The 22,149-nt window shown below is 38.2% G+C and carries 19 protein-coding genes and 1 tRNA gene (1 of these 20 only partly in view); 9 read left to right on the top strand and 11 right to left on the bottom strand.

Going from position 1 to position 22,149, the window contains the following annotated elements:
• Positions 1-5 precede the first annotated feature (5 nt).
• Both R3F25_02550 and R3F25_02545 read left to right on the top strand, forming a co-directional pair.
• Positions 6-1,259: a hypothetical protein gene (locus tag R3F25_02550; GenBank protein ID MEZ5495698.1), complete on the top strand. Its 1,254-nt coding sequence runs from the start codon at positions 6-8 to the stop codon at positions 1,257-1,259.
• Entirely contained in the window at positions 1,249-2,160 is a 912-nt protein-coding gene (locus R3F25_02545) for a hypothetical protein (GenBank protein ID MEZ5495697.1), read from the top strand. The genes R3F25_02550 and R3F25_02545 overlap by 11 nt, the downstream gene beginning before the upstream one ends.
• 75 nt (positions 2,161-2,235) lie before the next feature.
• On the opposite strand, the gene R3F25_02540 is transcribed toward R3F25_02545, so the two are convergent.
• Positions 2,236-2,326: transfer RNA gene (locus R3F25_02540), tRNA-Ser, on the bottom strand.
• A gap of 178 nt (positions 2,327-2,504) precedes the next feature.
• Here R3F25_02540 and R3F25_02535 point away from each other — a divergent pair.
• A complete protein-coding gene (locus R3F25_02535; GenBank protein MEZ5495696.1) occupies positions 2,505-2,954 on the top strand; it encodes a peroxiredoxin in 450 nt (149 codons plus the stop codon).
• A gap of 49 nt (positions 2,955-3,003) precedes the next feature.
• On the opposite strand, the gene R3F25_02530 is transcribed toward R3F25_02535, so the two are convergent.
• Both R3F25_02530 and nth read right to left on the bottom strand, forming a co-directional pair.
• Positions 3,004-3,279 (bottom strand): polyhydroxyalkanoic acid system family protein, encoded by a 276-nt coding sequence (locus R3F25_02530; GenBank protein ID MEZ5495695.1) that lies wholly within the window; start codon positions 3,277-3,279, stop codon positions 3,004-3,006.
• Between the two features lie 84 nt (positions 3,280-3,363).
• Positions 3,364-3,996, bottom strand: a complete 633-nt coding sequence (gene nth, locus R3F25_02525; protein MEZ5495694.1) for an endonuclease III — start codon at positions 3,994-3,996, stop codon at positions 3,364-3,366.
• Positions 3,997-4,050: 54 nt separating this feature from the next.
• Between nth and R3F25_02520 the strand changes: the two genes are divergently transcribed.
• Positions 4,051-4,995: a diacylglycerol kinase family protein gene (locus tag R3F25_02520; protein ID MEZ5495693.1), complete on the top strand. Its 945-nt coding sequence runs from the start codon at positions 4,051-4,053 to the stop codon at positions 4,993-4,995.
• Positions 4,996-5,018: 23 nt separating this feature from the next.
• Here R3F25_02520 and R3F25_02515 read toward each other — a convergent pair whose 3' ends face one another.
• Together R3F25_02515 and R3F25_02510 are read right to left on the bottom strand one after the other, a co-directional pair.
• Positions 5,019-7,043: a hypothetical protein gene (locus R3F25_02515; GenBank protein ID MEZ5495692.1), complete on the bottom strand. Its 2,025-nt coding sequence runs from the start codon at positions 7,041-7,043 to the stop codon at positions 5,019-5,021.
• Positions 7,044-7,133: 90 nt separating this feature from the next.
• Complete coding sequence (locus R3F25_02510; GenBank protein MEZ5495691.1) at positions 7,134-7,979, bottom strand: polyphosphate kinase 2 family protein; 846 nt, start codon at positions 7,977-7,979, stop codon at positions 7,134-7,136.
• A 97-nt stretch (positions 7,980-8,076) separates the two neighbouring features.
• Here R3F25_02510 and R3F25_02505 point away from each other — a divergent pair, with 97 nt between their 5' ends.
• The 3 genes from R3F25_02505 to R3F25_02495 all read left to right on the top strand — a co-directional run bounded on the left by R3F25_02505 (position 8,077) and on the right by R3F25_02495 (position 10,891).
• Positions 8,077-8,829, top strand: coding sequence for a lysophospholipid acyltransferase family protein (locus R3F25_02505; GenBank protein MEZ5495690.1), 753 nt, complete (start codon positions 8,077-8,079; stop codon positions 8,827-8,829).
• A gap of 92 nt (positions 8,830-8,921) precedes the next feature.
• Positions 8,922-9,764 (top strand): transporter associated domain-containing protein, encoded by an 843-nt coding sequence (locus R3F25_02500; protein ID MEZ5495689.1) that lies wholly within the window; start codon positions 8,922-8,924, stop codon positions 9,762-9,764.
• The gene (locus R3F25_02495) at positions 9,764-10,891 is read left to right on the top strand and encodes a DUF4105 domain-containing protein (GenBank protein ID MEZ5495688.1); all 1,128 of its coding nucleotides are present in this window, start codon (positions 9,764-9,766) and stop codon (positions 10,889-10,891) included. The genes R3F25_02500 and R3F25_02495 overlap by 1 nt, the downstream gene beginning before the upstream one ends.
• Positions 10,892-11,252: 361 nt before the next feature.
• Here R3F25_02495 and R3F25_02490 read toward each other — a convergent pair whose 3' ends face one another.
• The 3 genes from R3F25_02490 to pruA are packed head-to-tail and all read right to left on the bottom strand — an operon-like array spanning position 11,253 to position 13,684.
• Complete coding sequence (locus R3F25_02490) at positions 11,253-11,741, bottom strand: YdeI/OmpD-associated family protein (protein MEZ5495687.1); 489 nt, start codon at positions 11,739-11,741, stop codon at positions 11,253-11,255.
• Between the two features lie 2 nt (positions 11,742-11,743).
• Positions 11,744-12,049 (bottom strand): antibiotic biosynthesis monooxygenase, encoded by a 306-nt coding sequence (locus R3F25_02485; GenBank protein MEZ5495686.1) that lies wholly within the window; start codon positions 12,047-12,049, stop codon positions 11,744-11,746.
• Between the two features lie 6 nt (positions 12,050-12,055).
• Positions 12,056-13,684 carry an L-glutamate gamma-semialdehyde dehydrogenase gene (pruA, locus tag R3F25_02480; protein MEZ5495685.1) on the bottom strand — a complete coding sequence of 543 codons (1,629 nt, stop codon included), beginning with the start codon at positions 13,682-13,684 and terminating at the stop codon, positions 12,056-12,058.
• Positions 13,685-13,944: 260 nt separating this feature from the next.
• On the opposite strand from pruA, the gene R3F25_02475 reads away from it, so the two are divergent.
• Complete coding sequence (locus R3F25_02475; GenBank protein MEZ5495684.1) at positions 13,945-15,156, top strand: choice-of-anchor Q domain-containing protein; 1,212 nt, start codon at positions 13,945-13,947, stop codon at positions 15,154-15,156.
• Here R3F25_02475 and R3F25_02470 read toward each other — a convergent pair.
• From R3F25_02470 to R3F25_02460, 3 genes are all read right to left on the bottom strand, one after another.
• Complete coding sequence (locus R3F25_02470) at positions 15,153-15,431, bottom strand: hypothetical protein (protein ID MEZ5495683.1); 279 nt, start codon at positions 15,429-15,431, stop codon at positions 15,153-15,155. The genes R3F25_02475 and R3F25_02470 overlap by 4 nt on opposite strands.
• 1 nt (position 15,432) lies before the next feature.
• Positions 15,433-20,319, bottom strand: a complete 4,887-nt coding sequence (locus tag R3F25_02465; GenBank protein MEZ5495682.1) for an alpha-2-macroglobulin — start codon at positions 20,317-20,319, stop codon at positions 15,433-15,435.
• A gap of 70 nt (positions 20,320-20,389) precedes the next feature.
• Positions 20,390-21,565: an MFS transporter gene (locus R3F25_02460; protein MEZ5495681.1), complete on the bottom strand. Its 1,176-nt coding sequence runs from the start codon at positions 21,563-21,565 to the stop codon at positions 20,390-20,392.
• Between the two features lie 158 nt (positions 21,566-21,723).
• Here R3F25_02460 and R3F25_02455 point away from each other — a divergent pair, with 158 nt between their 5' ends.
• Positions 21,724-22,149 carry the 5' end (the start) of a polyprenyl synthetase family protein gene (locus R3F25_02455; GenBank protein ID MEZ5495680.1) on the top strand. It continues 546 nt past the right edge of the window, so only the first 426 of its 972 coding nucleotides appear in the window; the start codon lies at positions 21,724-21,726; its stop codon lies beyond the right edge, outside the window.

Below are 22,149 nucleotides of genomic sequence, written 5' to 3'. Positions count from 1 at the left end.
GGTTTATGAAAAAACACACAATTTTGATTGGATTTATAATCATTGTTGCTGTGTTTGTCCTTTATTTTAAAAATCCACAAAAACCGGAAAAACCTCAAAATAGCTCCCAAATTATCGAGCCTCTAAATATTGAAAAAGAAAAAAACACAAGTACTGAAAAAGAAAAAAAAGAACAAATAAGAACGCCTTCAAAACAAGACTTAGAACAACAAACTCCTGAAATTTTCATTGAGAGCAACCCTAAAGAGGATAGCGAAGTTGATTACATAACGGCATATCGAGATTGGCAATATTTTAAGAACTGCTACACTGATGTTGAAGATTTTCACAATAATAAAAACCCGTTGCAAACTTTAGCAGAGCGTTTTCAATACAACCCTCGTGAGTCACAGAACGAACCGACACCTCAGCAAAATATTTATTATCAGTATCATGTTGATGTTTGTAAGTCATTAATTGATGATGAAAATGACGATTACTATCAGATTATGTCTAAACTGGAACAACGGTTTCAAAGAATTCAACCAAAGACTCCGGAAGCCAAACAGTTGGAACATGCCCTGAAACTTGTCGAACAACATCATCAATTTGTCGCACAATATAACAATTCATTTTCTGCCGAAATCAATCTTCCGGCGACAGAAGTGAATGCGATAAATACTCAAATTGAACAGCTTAATCAACAATTATACGAAGTCTATGAAAGTTCAGGGTACTTAGATCATGATGACTTGATGCAATTGAGAGAGGATGAAAAACAACAGATTCAGGCTTTGCTTGATCAGATTGCGCTATTAAGAAAATCACTTGATGAAAATAAATACATCAATTTCAAGCAAGCCGATATCGCCAGAAAAACCATGTTCGGGCATAGAAACTCCATGGAGGATTATATGCATTCTGTGACATCGCCGGATGCTTTTCTGGTTTTGGCGGGGGTGGTTTATAAAATTGAATTGCTTTATGGAGAGCCACAAGTCATTCAGCTTCTTAAACAAAAAACAGGAATCAAAGATTCGTTGTATTTGAATGTTCTTAATGGAGTTGTGTTGCCATTAGTTGCTTGTTCAATGAACTATCCTTGTGATGCCGAATCGGAGTATATCCTCAGTTATTGTTTGGGTTTAAAAGACAGTATGTTTAATGAAGCATGTGGTTCTAATTTAGAGGATTTTTACTTCTCACATTATATCGGTAACAATCAATTGTCAGATGTTTATGCTTATTTCAACTTTTTGGTGGAAAGGTATGCAAAGTAAATTGACTGTTTCATTCATACTTTTGCTTGTGGCAATTGTGGCGTTTATGTTGTTCAAGCAAAACAACCAATTCGAGGTTACTCCAACAAAAGAACAAACATTAACCCAAACCGAAAATAAGCAACCCATTGTTCCCAATGAAGATAATCAGTCAGAATCCAAATTACCGGATGTTGTTAAGCAAAAATCAGAAATGAATCAGGATAAGAACTCAGACCTGATGAGTTCTGTTGATGATTATATTTATGACCCTGACCCATACGTCGAAACTCAAATGATGTTGCATGATAACGAACTATGTTACAACTATATTAGCACCAAACAGTCTTCCAAATTCTCAGAATCATTGAAAAGAATGTCGCACAGACTCCAAGATGAGCAGTCCAAATTCTTTGATGGTCACTTTGAGTATTGTGACAAGTTAAATACCCAAAAACCTCGCCTGCAACTGGATAATTACAAAGAAGTGAAAGAGCGCTTGAAACATTCTCAACCTAATAGCCTGTGGGGTCAGATACTCAGTGGCGAGATTGACGTTGAGACTCTGGGTCATTCTCAAATCAAGGACTTGTTAAAACAAAATCGTTTGTCGGTTTTATCATTAGCGCCAAAAATATTTTATGAATATTATGAAGAAGTGATTCACTGGGATATGGAATATGTATTGCAAAATCGGAATTATGATTATGTTAAGCTAATGCAAGAATACGCTCAGCAATTATACCTCTGTCAGTTAGGCACCGAATGTGGTCCAAATAGCCAGTTTATGATAAGAATGTGTCTGAGCAGCCAAGAAGCCTGTGGCTTAAATTATAATCAATACATTGAAAACATCCTCACAACCGGGCAAAAAAACGACTTGCAAGTGGCATTACAATATTTTGAGAATGTTTATAGATAGTGTTAGACTAGCAACACAAAGAAAAAAGATAATATCAACGAGTTTGAAATATTGAAGATGGTTAAGAATATATACTGGCGGAGAGGGTGGGATTTGAACCCACGAAGGGCTATTAACCCTTGCCGGTTTTCAAGACCGGTGCATTCAGCCGCTCTGCCACCTCTCCGAAATTGTGTTTGAATTGACTCGATAAAGTCAGGAAGCGAACTATATCATAAAAAAAAATTAAATCTATCTAAATATATAAAAAAATCATTTTATTTGCGATATTTCAGTTTCGGGGTTTCTATTTGCTTTCCATGCTTATACAATACGCAACTTGGTTAAAACATGGGAAATATAATATGTCGTTAAAAGTCGGAAAAGCGGTACCAGATTTTTCACTTGTAGCTGATAATGGAAAGCCATACAAGCTGTCTAACAAGATTAAAAACAAAGTTTTACTGGTTTTTTATCCAGGTGATGGAACTCCTGTTTGTACCAATCAATTTGCAGATTTCCGTAATAACGAAGAAAAGTTTAAAAAACTGGATGTCGAAATTATTGGTATCAGTAGTAATGACAGCAAGTATCATCAGTCTTTCAAAAAAGAACACAATATTCCATTCACTTTGTTAACTGATGAGAAAGGACAAGTTGCCTCAGATTACAATTGTCTGGGTATGTTTGGTATTAAAAGAGGAATTTTTCTGGTTGATAATAAAATGCAACTGAAATACTCTCATATTGAGTCTGTTTCGATTTTCAGAAGAAATTCTGACGAAATTATTGATTTGATAAAAAAATATTCTTAAATCTTTTACCCAAGAAGCTTAAGTTTAAACTTCTTGGGGCTTTTCAAAGTTAAAATATTTCTTCCAGTTTATTTTTTATTTTATCGGAAATAATTGGTTTGAAGGCAAGCATTAAAAAGCCAAGTGAGGCTGAAATATGTATTTCTTCCTGGTTAATTTCGACCTCTCCTTGAATTCCTGAACCTGAAAAATAAATCTGTCCATCTCCATCATGTTCGATTTCGAGATTGTAATCATTGGCGATATCATCAAGCATGTGTTCGGCACGTTGACAGGCTTCATTTTTGCTACAGTTATGTTTGTGTATGATTAGAATGGATGACATTGTTGTGTTCTTGCAAAAGTGAAATAAATATATCTCAATCGGTTTGTATTTGCAAACATTTCAATTTGTTGACTATTTTAAAAATCAAAGGGTTTTGGAGTTGTATTCGCATAAGTCATTAATAATACATTCAGCACAATTTGGTTTTCTGGCTTTGCAAGTATAGCGACCATGCAATATCAACCAATGATGAGCATCCATTAAAAATTCTTCCGGGATTAAACGTAACAGGCTTTTTTCAACTTCAAGAACATTTTTTCCATGTGCAATTTTTGTGCGTCTGGAAACTCTAAAGATGTGCGTATCAACTGCCATGGTTGGTTGTCCGAATGCGGTATTTAGTACAACATTCGCTGTTTTTCGGCCAACCCCAGGTAAAGACTCTAAATCTTGGCGATTATCAGGAACAGTAGAATCAAATTTATCAACGAGAATTTTGCATGTTGCAATGATGTTCTCAGCTTTTGCATTATACAATCCGATTGTTTTAACATAATCTTTGAGTGTATCCAGGCCGAGGTTGAGGATTTTTTGAGGTGTGTTTGCAACCTTAAATAATCTGATGGTAGCCTTATTCACTCCGACATCGGTCGCTTGCGCAGATAAAATAACAGCGATGAGTAATTCAAAAGGATTTGAGTATTCCAGTTCGGTTGTTGGATGAGGGTTGATTCTTTGAAATCTTTTGAAAATTTCGATACGTTTTTGTTTATTCATGGAAACTGGTGTATAACTCGTCAATTAACTTAGCTTGGATTTAAACCAAATCGAATGAAAATTGCAATACTAATTAACGGCTCAATTCGAAAATTTGAATCTGTAAAGTCAGATGTTGAGAAGAGTTTTTCCAATTATGAACATCAAATATTTATCTCCGAATATCCGGGGCATTTAAAGCAGCTTTGTTCGGATGCTTTGAGCCACGGTTTTAATCATATAATTTTTGTTGGAGGTGATGGGACTTTGAATGAGGGGCTTAATAGTTTGATTGAACACTTCCGAATAGGTGATTCGAATTTGCCGGAGAGCATTGACTGGCAAGCCATTAAGAGTATTAAAATCGGTGTTTATGCGGCAGGTAGTGGAAATGATTTCATCAAATCAGTTGATTTAGATGAAAGCATTGATACTTTGATTAACAATATTGATTCTAACTCCTCACGTTGGATTGATGTCGGCTGGTTACAAAGTCATGATGAATTACATCAAAAGCAATCCAGCTATTTTATCAATATTGCAGATGTTGGAATCGGCGGAGAAGTTTTACTTGCCAAATCGAAAATGCCAAAATGGTTGAGTGGAAAAATGACCTACTTTCTATCTATTGTGAAAACAATGCTGACATTCAAAAAATGCAAACTTAGAGCTTATAATAATGATTTCAACTGGAATGGAGAGGCATTAAACCTGATTGTTGCCAATGCTAAATATTTTGGAAATTCATTGGGAGTAGCACCTGATGCTGATGTTAGCGACGGACATTTTTCTTTGGTGATTATTGGAGAAGTTGGATTATTGACCTATTTGTTGAATTTGAAAAATCTTAGAAAATGCCGAAAATTGGTTCATGAGAAAATAAGCTATCATAAAGTGAAAGAAATTATTGTGGAGCCGACTGACTGCCGCCAAATTATTATTGATATGGATGGAGAAATGGTTGGTTTTGCACCAATGTACCTAAAATGTTTGGCAGGCAGAATTAACTTTATTTGCTAACTCTGCCTGAGTTGAGCGGTCGTTTATAAATCGCAAGTTGTTCCTTCGGTTTTTGTCACTCTTTGGTAGTTATAAGTTGCGGAACCATATTCTTCCACAACCGAATTGTAAGAGTAAGTCAGGCTGTCACATTCGGGTTGATATTCTAATTTAATTGTTCCCCATGGTTTGAAATCGAGTTCGGCTGAATTAAATTGGTTTCCGAAGCTGGTGAGACTTTCAGGATATATCATCTCGGCAGTAATTTTATTACCATTAATTTGAGCATCTGAACTTATAAACCACAGGTGCTTACCATCAATTGTATATGTGTAAGCAATAATTAATGCTCTGTTATTGCTAATCATTTGAACAAAAACTCCTTCACCGGATCGCGTAGGGTCGTGAAATAAGCCCGAACGTCCGCCCATTGGATTGCTTTGTTCTAAACTATCACATTCCACAACATTAGTGATTCGTCTGCTTTTGACAAGCATGCTGTCCAACTCATTCTCAAATTGACTGTTTGGTTGGAAAGTCATTTTCCCCGGGTTGGTTTTTGAGTTACATTCAGAAAAGACTAAAGATAAACTACCAACACTTTCATGGGTAACATTATCGGGGTTAAAGCCGGGACCAAAGAAACCTCCGGTTGTTTTAAGTAGTTCATCAACAACAATGGAATTCCCAACGATATTTCCAACTCCAATTAACCACATTTGCTCATTTCCATTTGGAGCATATGTAAACATAGTGACTAATGCTGTTCCATTTCTCAACATCTCAACCATAACACCTTCGCCGGAGCGATCCATATCATAAAACATTCCTGTTTGTGCACTTGTGAGATCAGCTCCGCCTTGAATTTCCACTGAGCCAATATCGCATTCAAAAACTCCATCACCATTTGCATCTTGTGGACGACCCAAGCCACGAGAATCTTTATAAGAACAAGGTAAGGTTTGTTTGCCTAACTCATCTGTAAATATTTCAAATGCACCGGCATCAATGACTGGTGAATTGCTCATCGGAATGATTTGATAGTTTTCATCCGGAGGATTGATAAGTGGGTCAGTATTTGCCATATCCGATGCCTGATTCAAAGAACAACTGCTTTCAGTGGAAATATTGAAACCAAGCGATTCAATTGAATTTGTACCAAAATCGTTACAAATTGCTTTTTCGGTTGAAGTTGCACTACTGCCGGTAATTAATTTGATAATGTTTGCAAACAAATAAACTTTGGCGGTGGAGTCAATTAAATTGCCGCTTCCGTAAAATGTATTCATCATCAAAAACATTTTACCCAGTGGATTTTCAAAAAGAACGTTGGTACAACTGGAAATCACTACACTATTGATGAGCATCAAAGCATAAACATCTGCAACCGGATTGGAGTTTATATTAAAATCACACCCGTAAGGACTGGCGATATTATTTACCAAAGTTGATAAGAAAATAACAGCAAAAGCCGCACCACGAATACTGACTGCTCCACCAAGTCCGTTACTTTTGTTTTGTAAAAAACGTGAATGAAAGGCATAGAGAATAGCGTTTTCAAACAAATGAATCGCTCCGCCTTCAACAGCAGCAAAGTTATTTATGAAAGTCACACTAATGAGATAGAGAAGAGCAGCTCCTCTTGCTCGAATCACACCACCACCGGATTCGCTGTAAAACCCTTTAAATGTTAAATGATGTAGATGTAAAATTGCATCTGCATATACCAAAAAAGCAAAAAACTTTAAGTGGCTTTTATTGGTAACTGCAGTGTCTGAGTTCAAAATGATTTGAATATCATCGGCTTCATTGGCAGAAATTTTCAGCGGTTTGGTTATGTCAGGGAAAACATGACCGGAATCCATATAATCATCAGTGATAAACATTTGTTTCTCACCATTTTCTCCAGGGATGATTTTGATGTTATTCGAACCTGTGCCATTCATGGCATTTTCAATGAGAGCTACCAGTTCATTCGGTTGATCCGCCCTGACAGTAACTTCAACATCAAATTCTTTTGATTGAGCGGTCAATCCATACAAAAACAATAATAGTAGTAATCGTTTCATGACTTTTCCCCATTTTTTTTTATAGAATTTCCTTATTTTATACACCTTTTGACGAGAAAAATCCAATCGTGGCAGTTAATTCTCGGGCTTTTAAGGCATTAAATGTTTTATCAGTTTTAAATCTTCTTCATCAATTTTTTCCATGGGCGGATATTGCGGATTCAATTGAGAGAGTTCATTAATCAGAATTTCAGTCACCAGCAAACGCATAAAAGGTTTACTGTCGGCTGGAATCACATACCAGGAATTGGTTTCTGTAGATGTTTGTTTTAACAAATCATCAAAAGCATTTTGATACTCTTTCCAAAGTTTACTTTCTTTGAGATCCCCAATGCTGAATTTCCATTGCTTGGATGGTGTTTTGTATCTTCTGATAAAACGATGGTGCTGTTCTTTTTGCGAAACATCCAGCATGAATTTGATGATTTTTGTACCTGATAAACTCAAATGCTTTTCAAAATCATTGATGCTGTCATAACGATTCTGCCAAAACTTATCTGTAACAGGCACTTCTACTTTTTGCGAACCAAGCCATTCGGGATGCACTTTAACAACTAAAACCTCTTCATAATAACTTCGGTTGAAAATAGTAAGTTGTCCTCTTTGAGGAACGTGTTTGTTGCAACGCCAAAGAAAATCATGCGAACTCTCTTCTTTTGATGGCTGTTTAAAAGCAACATTATTGATGCCTCCAATATCGCATTGTGCAAAAACATTGCGAATGGTACTGTCTTTGCCGGCGGCATCCATTGCTTGAAAAATGACTAAAACGGCATGTTTTTTTTCTGCCTGAATTTGGGATTGAAGTTCCGCCAGTTGTTTGGATAATTTCGTTTGCAGTTTCTTGGTGTTCTTAACATCATAATAAAGTTTATTGATTTCTGCTTGAGAAGCTCTCAGCGAGTTTGTTGTGCTTTTAAAAGTTTCTAGCTTCATGTAGAATATCCCCTGATTCAATGAATTTGATTCTAACAAATCTGTAATTAAAATCGTACTTTTGAACTGTATGTTTGATAATATTACCAATTTCAAGATGCCAGAAATCACCTCCAAAACTGTTTTTGGAAAGGTGTTCCAGATTTATACAGTTTTGATTATTTATCCGATTTCCTGGGCAATGACAGCCATTGTTTCAACATTGATTTTAATTTTTTCAAAATTAATCAGTCCTCGTTGGGCGAGTAAAGTGATTGGTCGAGCCTGGGGTAAAGTCTTACTCTGGATTGCTTTCAGTCCTGCAAAAGTCATCGGGGCGGAAAATGTAGACCGAAAACAATCTTATATCATCGTCTGCAATCACCAAAGTTTGTATGATATTCTGCTCGTTTATGGACATTTGCCTGCAGAAATCAAATGGGTGATGAAGAAAGAGTTGGAAAAGATGCCTTTCGTTGGCTTAGCGTGTAAAACTATGGGGCATGTTTTTGTTGACCGAAGCAATACAGAAAAAGCCAAACAATCGTTATCAGCCGCTAAACATTTAATTTCAGATGGTGTTTCGGCTTTCTTTTTCCCGGAGGGAACACGCAGTAAAAGTGGTTTGCTTTTACCATTTAAAAAAGGAGCTTTTCGAATGGCAAAGGAGTTAAATTTGCCCATTCTTCCAGTCACTATCAATGGTGCTAACAGCGTGATGACACCGGGGAGTTTATCTATATTTCCAGCCAAAGTTTCACTAACCATTCACAAACCGATAAGCGCGGAAGTTTATTCGGAAAAAGATGTGAATGAATTGTCTTCTATGTCAAAAACAGCAATTGCATCCGCTTTAGAGATAAAAAACTGAGTAAAACGTCAAAAAATTCACCTGTTTTAGTGTCTGAAAAGTCACTTTTGATACAATAAAGCCATTCAATTAAGAGGAAGTTATCCACTTCGATGAACGAAGAGAACAGTACCACCGGTTCCGGCCAGGAAAAAAAGTCATGGTTGGAGCGCCTTTCTAATGCCTTTTCAGGCGAGCCGAAAAACATACAAGATTTACTTGTAATATTGCAGGAAGCTCACGAAAACAATATCGTTGATGCCGATGCTCTTGACATGATTAAAGGAGCTTTAAAAGTTTCTGATATGCAAGTCAGACAAGTCATGATTCCCAGAGCTCAAATGATTGTGATTCCCAGAGATTCTGAATTTGAAGAAATTCTTTCAATCATCAGCGAGTCCGGTCATTCCCGTTTCCCTGTGATTGGCGAAGACAAGGATGAAGTGGAAGGTATATTGTTGGCAAAAGATTTAGTCAGTTATTTCACCCAATCGCATGATGATTTTGACATTGAGAGATTTATCCGCCAACCTGTCGTTGTTCCTGAATCCAAAAGAGTCAATATCCTATTGCATGAATTCAGAACTTCCCGCAACCACATGGCAATCGTTATTGATGAATATGGCGGCGTCGCCGGATTGGTAACCATTGAAGATTTACTGGAAGAAATTGTTGGTGATATTGATGATGAAACCGATGAGGAAGAAGAAGCGTTTGTTCAAAAAGTATCTGACGGTCTTTTCAGAATCAATGCTCTGCTAACTATTGAAGAGTTTAACGAAGAGTTTGGCACCGAATTCGACAATAGCGAATTTGACACCGTCGGTGGCATGATTGTCAATGCTGAAGGTCGTTTACCAGATGTGAATGAAGAGATTGATTTCGGCAATTTTAAATTCAAAGTATTATCCAGCGATAACAGACGTTTGAAAACTTTGGAATTAACATTGGTTTAATGAAGTTTACAGTTTCACTGCTAATATTCTTGCTTCTTTTGCTTTTATGGCAAAACTCTGGTGCACAAAATCATGCCGATAATGTTGAAGTTGATCTTATCACCATAGGTGTGGGTCCTGATTACTGGGAAGCTTTCGGACATACTGCAATCCGGGTTAAATCAAGTAGCTATGATTATGTTTATGGCTTTGGTTATTTTGATTTTAACGAAGAGGATTTTTTCCTTAAATTTGCCAAAGGAGAGAGTCGTTATTTTTTAGGAATCGAACCCACCCAACAAGCGCTTGAGTCTGCAATAGAAAGCGGACGAACCGTTTGGAAGCAAAAGCTGAATCTCGATCATGAAGAAAAAGCCAAACTAATTCGTAAACTCAATTATTTGGCTCAACCTGAAAACCGTTACTACAAATACGATTATTTTCGTAACAATTGCACCTCAAGAATCCGCGACATTATTGATGATGTGACACATGGTGAAATATTGACATCATTACACTCCATCGAAAACGGACAAAGCTGGTATGACTTAACATTTCCTGCAAAAAACCAAAGCTGGATGAATTTGGGAATTGCCATCGCTTATGGTTTGCCTGCATATAAAGACCGCAATCAATGGCAGCTATCAATTTTTCCTGATGTATTTGCCCAAGATTTGGAGAATATCAAGGCAGAGTGGGTTGGCAAACTAGAGTTGGTTCATCAACCAAAACCGGAAGAGTCAGTTTTCAGTCAATACAGTTTCTGGAAAACTCACTACGCAATGTTTGCAATTGTCATCCTCATGTTAATTCTATTGCATTACGGTAAAACGGCGATGATCGCTGTCAATAGTTGGCTAATTTTACAATCATTGGTCGGAATAGGGTTATTGCTATTATGGTTTTTTACCAGTCACAGCGTTGCAGCAAATAATGTAAATGTACTTTTGTTTTTCCCTCTGGCTTTTTTGTTTCTCTTCAAAACATTAAGAAAAGAAAAGTTAATTACTTTCTATGTCATTATCAATATGCTGTGGCTAATTGCAGCGATTGTATTCACCAGCATATATCTTTTCGGATTTATGATGATTAATGTGATTGTGGCGAATCAGATGATTTTGAAGTCCAAATCGAAAAACTTAGTTTGATATCAAAGAAAAACCGTCATTTCGAGCGTAGTCGAGAAATCTAAATTATAAAATTATCGTGCCTGATTTGTTTCATCATCTTTCTTCTCGTTACTTTTGCTTGTGCGAAAAGTAACACAAAACACACCCCAAACTCTCAGCCTCTGGCTTCCCAAAATATTTTCACTAATTTGGCGTTTGCTTGAACTCATGTCGCAAGCGACATTCAAACATAAGCAAACGTAAATCCAAATTTTCAAAAATATTTCGGTGAGAGTTAAGGGGGATTATTGTTTTGTTGGAAACTTAATGTGGAGTTAACAGGAAAATTTGGAGCGCAAGGGAAAATTTTTCGTTTGATGCGCTTTGTTATGCATTGCCATTAGGCTTTATGTTCTCTCTCAATAGCCACATCTAGTGCTTCACAAATTCGCTTTTCTCGGGTGGCCGGTTTTACAGCTTCCTGTATACGACGAATCAAATAATTTCTCTTTCCGGGGGGGATATCCATAAAAGCATCTATCATCCCTTCAGTTTCTAATAAATCCAATAATTCATCAGGAACATCTACATCATTAGGGTCTAAAACCACAAAGTCCAGCTTAACTCGATCACCCGACTTGGTTTTTGTAAGCTTACGAATTTTTGCCTTAATTCGAATGTAGTGTTTACCACCTCCTACTGGAAAAAGGCTTACCTGAAATAACTCTGAATTGTTTACACTTGCATTCACTAGTACAGGACCTCTAGTACCAAGTGAATTCGTGATCTTCATGGGCACACGAACTGCGCAGTAATCCATGCCCTCAGCCCAATTCTCTAGTTTTGCATCGAAACTGAAAAGCTTTCCTACTAAAGATTTATCTATCATCGTCATTCCTCAGCAAAAACTTCATAATGAGTCACTTTATCTTCAAATTCCAGTAAGAAGTTTTTATCCTCATCGTAGTATTTAGGTGTTTCATAGTCTTCGCCGGCAAAGTTTTTTATCACTTCCAGATTTTTCCAATAGGTGATAAGGGTGAAATGAGCAATATCATCTGTGACATGTCTCAAAAAAGATAATTTTACAAATCCTTCGGTACTTTTATAGTCTGGGACAGCCTTGGCTTTCATGAATTTTGTGTATTCTTCCATATCCGAAAGTTTGGTAGTCCCATGCCATATTCTTGCAATCATATTTTCTTACCCCAAAAATGGATAACGATAATCCGTTGGCGGAACAAAAGTTTCTTTAATTGTTCTTGGAGACATCCAGCGATAGAGATTGAGGGCACTTCCTGCTTTGTCGTTGGTTCCTGAAGCACGTCCGCCACCAAAAGGCTGTTGTCCGACCACGGCTCCTGTCGGTTTATCGTTGATGTAGAAGTTTCCGGCTGCGAAACGCAGTTTGTCCATCATGTGGTTGATAACATAACGATCTTGGGCATAAATCGCACCGGTGAGAGCATAAGGTGAGCCTTTATCGCATAATTCCAATGTCTCATCCAGTTGGTTGTCATCATAAACGTAGATGGTTAGAACCGGTCCGAAGATTTCTTCGGTCATAGTTTTAAATTTCGGATTGGTGGTTAAAACAACAGTTGGTTCAATGAAGTAGCCAACTGATTTATCACATTTTCCGCCGATTATCACATTGGCATCATCGGCATTTTTAGCAAATTCGATGTAGTTTGAAATTTTATCGAATGAACGCTCATCAATCACGGCATTGATAAAATTGCCGAAATCACGGGTCGAGCCCATTTTAAAACTGGCTAAATCTTCCTGTAAATAATCTTTAACCGCATCCCACATTGATGCCGGGATATAAGCACGGCTGGCTGCGGAACATTTTTGTCCCTGATATTCAAAAGCACCACGAGATAAGGCTGTGGCAACGGCTTTAGGGTTGGCGGATTGATGGGCAAAGACGAAATCTTTACCACCGGTTTCTCCAACCATGCGCGGATAGGAGTGATAACGGTCGATATTTCCACCGACTTCTTTGTAAATGTGTTGGAATGTTCCTGTTGAACCGGTGAAATGCACGCCGGATAATTCCGGACGAGGCAACAAAACTCTACCCGCATCAGGACCATCGGCAGCAACCATGTTAATCACACCATCGGGCAGTCCGGCTTCTTTGAAAACCTGCATAATAATGTGTGCCGATAGCATTTGTGTATGAGATGGTTTCCAAACCACGGTGTTGCCGACCAATGCCGGAGTTGAGGGCAGGTTGCCGGCAATTGCGGTGAAATTAAACGGTGTAATTGCTAACACAAAACCTTCCAACGGACGCCAGTCCAGTTGATTCCAGATTCCTTCGGAAGAAATTGGTTGCTCACGCATGATTTCCTGATAGTAATAGGCATTGAATCTGAGGAAGTCGATAAATTCACAGGCCGAATCAATTTCTGCCTGAAAGCAGTTTTTCGATTGTCCCAACATCGTCGCCGCATTGATAGTGTTGCGATAAGGTCCTGCAAGCAAATCAGCTGCTTTCAGAAAAACCGCAACACGAGATTGCCATGGCATGGAACGCCATTGTTCCTGAGCAGCTAAAGCGGCATCAACAGCATTATTCAATTCTTTGTCGCCCGCTAGATAAGAAACTCCAAGAATATGCTGATGATTATGTGGCATCACCACATTTTCAGTTTTATCTGTGAAAACATCCTTACCGTTGATAACACAAGGAATTTCATATTTTATCGCTGCCATTCTATCCCACTCAGCTTGAAGAGCCAAAGTTTCGGCAGAACCGGGAAGATATTGACGAACCGGCTCGTTGACCGGATGAGGAACGCTTGGAATATGTGAACTTATCATAATTTTTCTCGTGTTATCCCCATTCAGACGGGAATTAAATAAAAACTGGATTAATATTTAAAAGATTCCTGCCTGCGCAGGAATGACGGTATTTTGGGGGAGTATTTTAATTGACCGGCTTGCTGTCTTCAAGTTTTGACAGGAAACATCTTAAAGCATTGATAGGAAGAAATTAACTTAAAAAAATTTACTGTAAATGTCATAAATTTTTTCTCTATTCCGTAACAAGGAATAAATACATAAAAAATTGAGAAAAAATCATGAAACTCAGAACTATTATCGCTTTAGCGTTTTTGTTTACAACTTCACTATCTTTTAGTGTTGATTTTACTGTCAATTCCTTTAGTGACTTAATTGATGATAGTCCCGGCGATGGTAATTGTGACGCAACCGAACAATTGTTTCAATGCACATTGCGAGCTGCCATCATGGAAAGCAATGCACTTGGTGGTGTTGATACTATTTATCTTCCTGTAGGAATATTTACCTTAACAATACCAGGTGAGGATTTAGATGCCTTTGTGGGTGATTTGGATATTAATGAAGAAGTTCATATTGTCGGTGCAGGAATGGATTTGACAATCATTGATGGTGGCGGAATTGATCGGATCTTTCAGTTTTTTGGTGTGAGCGGAAGCGTATCCAATCTGACATTGAGAAATGGCGGTAATGCTCTGGCGACCAGTCATGGTGGTGCTATTCTCACTCAAGGGGGTTCAATGACAGAGGTTGCGATTGATAATGTAAAATTTATAAATAACAGAGCCAACGACGGCGGAGCGGTTTCATTTCTGAATGGTGCAGGAAGTATCAAAAACAGTATCTTTGATAGCAATTATGCCGTTAGCATTGGTAATAATGAATTTGGTGCTGCGGTGAGTTGCTTTTATTGTGATTTTATAATGGACTCGACACAGGTTACCAATAACTATGATGCATTTAATGCCATATTTGTGGAAGAAGGTTCCGGCAAGTTTATTAATTCCACTTTTAGCACAAATGCAGGAACGGGGATTTTTGCAAAAAATTCAGATGCGTCGATACGTTTCAGTACGTTTTATAATAACACTGAGGGGAACTTAGCACTTTACAGTTTTGATAGTAGCAATTTATTTGAGATAGGATTTTCAGCGTTTCAGCGTGTGGCTAATCGAAATTGTGTGTCTTCAGGTGTTCCGGTTTCTTTAGGTTATAATGTTTTGAATGATAGCTCCTGTGGTTTGATGAATATTGGTGATATGGAAGATATCGACCCGATGCTGGAACCACTTCATCAAAATGGTGGTAATATGATCAGTCATATGCCATCAGTTGGTAGTCCTTTGATTGATCAGATTCCTGTCGGTGATTGTATTGGGTTTCTTGCAAATCCTATGACAATTGATCAAAGAGGTGATTTGCGTCCAATTGGCGATCATTGTGATATTGGGGCAATTGAACGTGATTTAATTTTTGCAAGTGGTTTTGATTAACTTCCTGCAAACGGAGTACCCAAAATACCGACTGCCAGTTCTGCCCAAGTCAGCAAAAAGATAAGTACAATTGAGACTATAAGAAAAACTTTCTTTTTACTGTTTTTGCGGATGACATAGTCGAGAGCTAATCCGGCTGTAAACAAAAGCACTCCCATTATCAGAAAGTCCGCCAGATCCCAGCGGACTTCTTCTGAATAAAACATAGCAATAAATGGTATCAATAAAATACTTAATACAATTGAAAGGATAATCAATAATCTTTTCAAACTCATTCTACTTCTCTGTAATTACCATTTGTCCATCTGCTTTGCCAACAGCGCGGATTTCCGGACGATACATATCTTCAACTAAAGATGGCGGAACAGTAAATTCTCCGGGTGTGACCGCACGAGCCAAGTAAAATAAATCGTTATCTTTGTATGAAGAAAGCGATAATGCAGCAATAAAACGATCATCACGATATTCGCTGTGTTTGACATAAGTATTTGATGTCCAGTCGTAAATGTATTTGCCATCAATTTTGATTTCATCCAGTTTCATTGAATGTTCCAAATTTTGATTTTCCAATTCCAGTCCTGCCGGCAGTAATTCAACTAACATGGCATCAGGAAGGTAGGAGTATTTTTTATCCAACGTCATATTGATATGAACCAAAACCATATCGCCGGTTTTGATATTGCTGATATCTAGGTTGTCGCCTTGTAGATTAAAATAACGACGTTTCACTTTGATGCCATTGCTTTCAGCTTGTGGTTTCAAGGAGTAGCCTTGTGTTTTGAAGTCTAAATACAGAGGCATATTTCCATTGTTGGTGATGGTGATACTGCTTTTGGCTTTTTTATCATGTAAAACTTTAATCAAATCTTCGGCTTGATTATAGATGTTTTCTTCATCATTAATGCTGAGACTGGCATTCCACTTTTCGTTACCATTTCTGTTTTTATCCAGCTCTTTGGCGGTGCGGAACAGAGCTCCGCGTTCCTGAGTGGATAACCAACGATTGGATAGGATTTCGCTTTGTAATGGTTTGACAAGTTGCAATGCTGAACTTGGCAAACTTTGAGCCAGATTGCTTTGCAGGCTGAGTCCGATGATTTGAGCATAGTCTCGAACTTTAGAACCATAATCACCGTAATAGCTGTAACGGTTTTGTTGCCATTTAAAATCAATCGCTCGTTGCCAGGCATCTTTAGCACGTTGGTTGTCACCGAGTTGTTCCAGAGCTAAAGCTAAATAGGCAAGTGGTAACGGACCTTTTGAGTTTTGGTAGTTGGAATCATAAATTTTTCTTACATCCTGCAAGTTGACACTTTTCACCGACGCTAACACATAGGCGGCATACGCTTGATAACTCAATTTGTAATAGTTTTCGTTGGATAAATATTTTTTCAAATCGGAATAGAGATAATTACGACCTTTGACATAGTATTGCAGTCTCTTAACTGCATTATCTATGGCTTGTTGCGATATGGTGTAACCGAGAGAACGGGCCTTCAATAAAAATTCTGTGGCATAAACGGTTAGCCAATACTCTTCGGGACTGTCATTGTTCCATAAGCCGAAACTGCCATCATAGCGTTGCATACCAAGCACTCTGCCGATGGCTTGTTCGATTAACTCAGTGCGTTTGGAGAAAATTTCTGCTTGCTTTTCTGAAGTGAACAAGCCTAAATCCTGCTTTTCAACCAGTAATAATGGCCATGCTCTGGAAGTGGTTTGTTCCAAACAACCATAAGGATATTGAATCAATTGTTGAATATGTTCTTCGGCATTGAGAACTGGAGTATTGGAAATTTTCAAAACCGATTTCAGGTTGCTTTCATCAAGATTTGCAAATAAGTTGCTATCCAGATTGTAACTTTTATCGAGATCAATGACCTCAGTCGTACTATTGACAACCGCAGGGTAGGCGGGACGGATTCCTAAACCCCAAGAGCGATTCACCGAAAAGTTATCGTTTCGCTTCATATTGGCAACAACACTCACTTGTCCCATTCCGCTGTAAACTTCGGCAAGTAAAGGAAGTTGCAAAATTTGTTTTTCATTAGCAGCCAGTTTAACTTGCTGATTTAATATTTTACCACCCAACGAATCAGATGCGATAACTTGTAAATCAATGGTTTGCTCGTTGTCTTCAGTATTGTGCACATCTATGGTTGCGAAAGTTTGATCGCCTTTGGCTATAAAACGAGGTAAAGATGTTTCAATAACAACCGGAGCAGCTATTTTCATGTGTGTGTCAGTTCCGGCAAATTGGTTATCATTGAACGCTAATGCCATTAAGCGGACTTCACCGTTGAAATAAGGCAATTTGAATTTGATTTCAGCTTCACCGTTTTTATCAAAAGGCGTTTTCTCGCTTAAAAGTGAAACAATTTGCACATCTGAACCGGGAGCTTCACCACCGCGATTGATATCGGCATCACCGCCAAATTTCTGCGTGGCATTCTTGCCATCCATCAATGCGATAATTGAACCGTAAATATCACGGATGGCAGTAATATAACCTCTTGCCTCAAAAAACCAGTCATGAGGTTTTGGAGTTTTGAAGTTGCTGATACTTAAAACACCGGTATCCACCGCAGCTAAGGTGACGAAGGAAGGAGTTTCTTTGTCGAGATTAGTTGCCTTAACCTTAATGGTGATTTCCCGGTCCGGGAGTGTTTTTTCAGGAGCTTCAATGGCAAGATTGATTTTTCTGTTATCTCGATTTAACGGCAGATGAATCACACCGAAAGCTCGTTTGGGCAGGTGCTTGCGTTTGAGTTCTCCTTGATTGATGACCATGACTGTTGCATGGAGGTCATGACGCTTCCAGTTGGACATAACAGGAATGTCGATAATTTGTTCCGCCTTCTCGAGTTGAATAGTTTTTTGCCAAAGCAAATCATCAGACTCTACAGTCACCAATGCTGTGCCAGTATAAGGAGCAACGACTTTGAGTTTGGCATCCGCATTTGGAGCAACAGAATGGCTTTGCCATTGCAGATTGACTTGATCGGGTTTTTCAGCATTGGCATAATCAGGGTCATACCAACGCCAGCCTGAGAAGAACCGATTGCTGGTAATCAGATTTTGGTTTTCATCGCGGACTTCAAGGCGATAATAGCCATAATCGAGTGGAAACTGGATGACAGAAGCATCATCTTTGCCGATATTGATAATGTCGCTGAAAACAGGCACATTCTTTTCACTTTGATTGTAACTCCAGCCATCATCACCCCAATGCCAGTATCTTTGCGAGTTTTCACGAATCAGTAAAACTTCAGAATTATTTAGTTCTGTTCTTTCACCTTGTCGGTTGATAGCAATCAATTCTACCATGCTATCACTGTTTGGACTGGCATAATCACCATCCCATAATTGCTTGACACCGACAGCGATTTCATGAGGCCAGATTGTGTGTTCGATTTTTCTGGAAATCGGACGACCACCGGATTCATAAACATTGACATGGCTTTTTATTTGCAAAGGGAACTGTGTTTCCGCCCAGTTGGGTTGAATTGAGATGACTCCTGAACCTTTTTCATCCAGTAATTTGGATGGTGTCGTGAAATTGTAGTCGTAATCTTTGTAGTTGTTTGAACCAAACACATAGTCTTTAAACTCAAACATTTGAGTTTGTGCCTTTATAGTGACTGTTGCATCATAACGGTTTTTAGCGGCCGGAGCTCCATAAAGGTAATCACTTTGAACTTGTATCTGCGGTGTTTCTAAACTGGAAATATTAGAGCCATTATCTCCGGCGTTGAGGTCTAGTTTCAATCGCTCAGGCATAAAATCTTCAACGGCAAATTCATAATTGAAAATATCGTTATTTGCCAGTTTGGCATGAAATTGCCATGTTCCGGTCATAGCATCTTTGGGAACATTGAATTCAGTTGTGTAGAATGAATTTTCATCACCTTGCCAGTTGATTGTTTTGATGGTTCGGTTATCGGGACGTTTGATTTCAACACGCACCGGTGTGGCTTTGACCAATTGTCCGTCATCATCACGCAGTAATGCATTGATATGAACAGTTTCTCCGGGGCGATATAAATTTCTGGGTGAATATAAAAATAATTCTTGCGGTTTATGTTTGCGGTAAGCAAGATTAAATTCAGATAAATCCATTGGCATTTGATTCATGCGTATGATATTTGATTCATATCCTTTGGTAGCAATTAACAAATTGGCTTTGTGAATATTTTCATTGGTAAAACGGGCAAATCCTTTATCACTGGAATTCTGTTTTTCCAGTTGGTTACCTTTTTCGTCATATAAAGTCAGCTCAACATCAGCAAATGGCTCAGAAGTCGATAAATTATGAGTGAACACAGCCATAGAATTTTTGTACATTCTGGACTGTAAACCCAGATTGGTAACTGAAAACCAGCTGCTTTCAACTTCATAAGGATAGTTGTCTGAAGGAATCATGGTCACGAAGTACAAACCCGATTGCTGAATGGTTTTTATATCTGCCAGAGAAATATTATGAACTTCGGTTTTATTTCTTTCACTATCTATCGCAAATTGTCCGGTATAAATCAAGTCGGCAAATTCAGAGATTTTGTCCAGATAGTAAATATCCTTCATATTTGGATTCATCAAAAAACGATGATATTTGTCGGGATGAATTTTCCAGAATTTCAAATCCACAGCACTCACATTGACGGCTTCAATCGGAAGTTTGTTACTTTCACGCAGTAAAGTATTGCCTGAAGAAACAAACCGAACTTTTTTCTGCTTAGGATTGGTTTTGATGGTTTTTGCAAAGGGTGTGGAGAGTTGTTTGTTATTAATTGATGATAATGTGGCCTCAATAGCCACCTGATATTCGGTTTCCGGCTGGATAAATGGAAAGTATAAAACACGTTTGTTATCACTATAAATCCAGTCACCATTCACCGATTGGTTGTTGGTTGTGACTGTAATGCCTTCGGAAATTTGATTGGCTGCTGGTAAGCTGAGATTGATTTGCAAGGCCGGCGCATTTTTATACTGATCTTCGGTGATGCTCAAAACTTTGAAATCAGCATTTTCAGAATATTTCAATTCATGAGCGGTATTGACTCTGCCTGTTTTTGCGGGGGTATTTGTGTTTGGGCTTTGTTCTTCGGTTTGCTCCGAGCAAGATACAAGAAAGAACAGAACAGCAATAATGAGTATTTTTTTCATAAATAATTACCGGATTTTTAGTGATAGTTTATCCGATAATTATAACAAAAGAATGATTAGAAATGATGAATTATGGCAGGTTTTGAATTTTTTTCGACATTAAGGCGATAAATACCGAATTCAGAAGTATTAACAAGGCTGTAACAATAAAAACTGAATTGTAACCACCGGACATTAAACCTCCGGCAATCCATGAGCCGATAAAAGCTCCCAAAAACTGGGATGTGGAATATGCACCCATTGCCGCTCCACGATACTTTTCTCCCGCAATTCGGGAAAGTAAAGACGGCATTGAGGCTTCCAGAAAGTTAAAAAAAGCAAAATAGAACACCAGAATTATGGAGATTGTGAAAATTGCTGGTGCTAGAACAGCAAACATCAATTGTGAAATAGCCAACCCTATTAATGCTAAAGAAATCACGGTAAAGTATTTTTTCTTCTTTTCATGCAATATTATCATCGGTACAAATATTAATATTGAAACTAAAAGTACCGGTAAATAAATTTTCCAATGTTGAGCAGTCGGGAAATCGAGTTTTTCAACCAGAATTAAAGGTAAAACCACAAAGACGGCCGTCATAACAGCATGAATGACAAACACCCCTGTGTCTAAAGACACCAATTTCAAATCCTTTAGTGAATGACTCATCTCTTTAAAGCTAAATGATTTTCTGACTTTGTTGGCAGGTTCTTCAATAAATAAATGCAATTGAATCAAAGCCAAACTAGCAAGAATGGCGGTTATCCAGAATAAACCTTTTAAACCAAACCAGGCTGATAAGATCGGTCCTGTGATAAACGCCAGAATAAAAGCCATGCCAATGCTCATTCCAACCATTGCCATCATTTTGGTACGTTGTTCGGCTCTGGAAACATCTGCAATCAATGCCATGCCTGTGGAAGCAATTGCGCCCATGCCTTGAATGGCTCTGCCTAAAATGATTAGATGAATATTATCCGCAAGAGCAGCAATGATGCTTCCTGTAATAAAAAGCAGCAATCCTATCGTCAGTACTTTTTTACGACCGAAGAAATCTGAAGCCAGACCTAAGGGAATTTGCAACAACGCTTGGGTCAGTCCGTAAATTCCCAAAGCTAAACCAATCAGCAATGGAGATGTTCCCGGCATTTCTTTCGCATATACGGAAAACACCGGCATAATTAAAAACAAGCCGTACATTCGCAATGAAATCAGAATAGCAACAGACACCGCTGCTTTCTTTTCTTTTGAATTTAAGCCGCTCATTGTTAAAAAGTAGTTTGTGCAAAATGATTAGGACTGACTAATATAACGATTTCAAAAAGAAATCCAAGTAAATTGCGATAATATCAGTATAATAGCAACTTTCTTGATATTGATCCCTTGGTAACTTGAAAGCGGAAAATAAACTTCTTAACAATTCAATTAATTCTATCGAACAGGTTCTGGATGTCGTTGCCGGTGATATGCAGCAAGTAAACGCTAACATCCGTGATAGCCTGGATTCGCATGTTGTTTTGATTAAACAGATTTCGGAATACATCATTAATTCAGGCGGAAAAAGACTTCGCCCGATTCTGGTTGTGTTGATGGCAAGAGCTTTGGCTTATAGCGGTAAAGACCATATTCAGCTCGCTGCTATAGTTGAATTTATTCATACCGCAACCTTATTACACGATGATGTCGTTGATGAATCAGATATGCGTCGCGGAAATAAAACAGCTAATGAAGTTTGGGGAAATTCGGCAAGCGTGCTTGTTGGTGATTTTCTTTATTCGCGCTCATTCCAAATGATGGTTTCCTTGCAAAATATTGGAATTATGGACATTTTGGCAAACGCAACAAACACC

Source organism: Gammaproteobacteria bacterium (assembly GCA_041395445.1).
Classification (GTDB): Bacteria; Pseudomonadota; Gammaproteobacteria; order Xanthomonadales; family Marinicellaceae; genus NORP309.
Note: the sequence above shows the minus strand (reverse complement) of the source record. Positions and strands in the feature narration are given on the sequence as shown.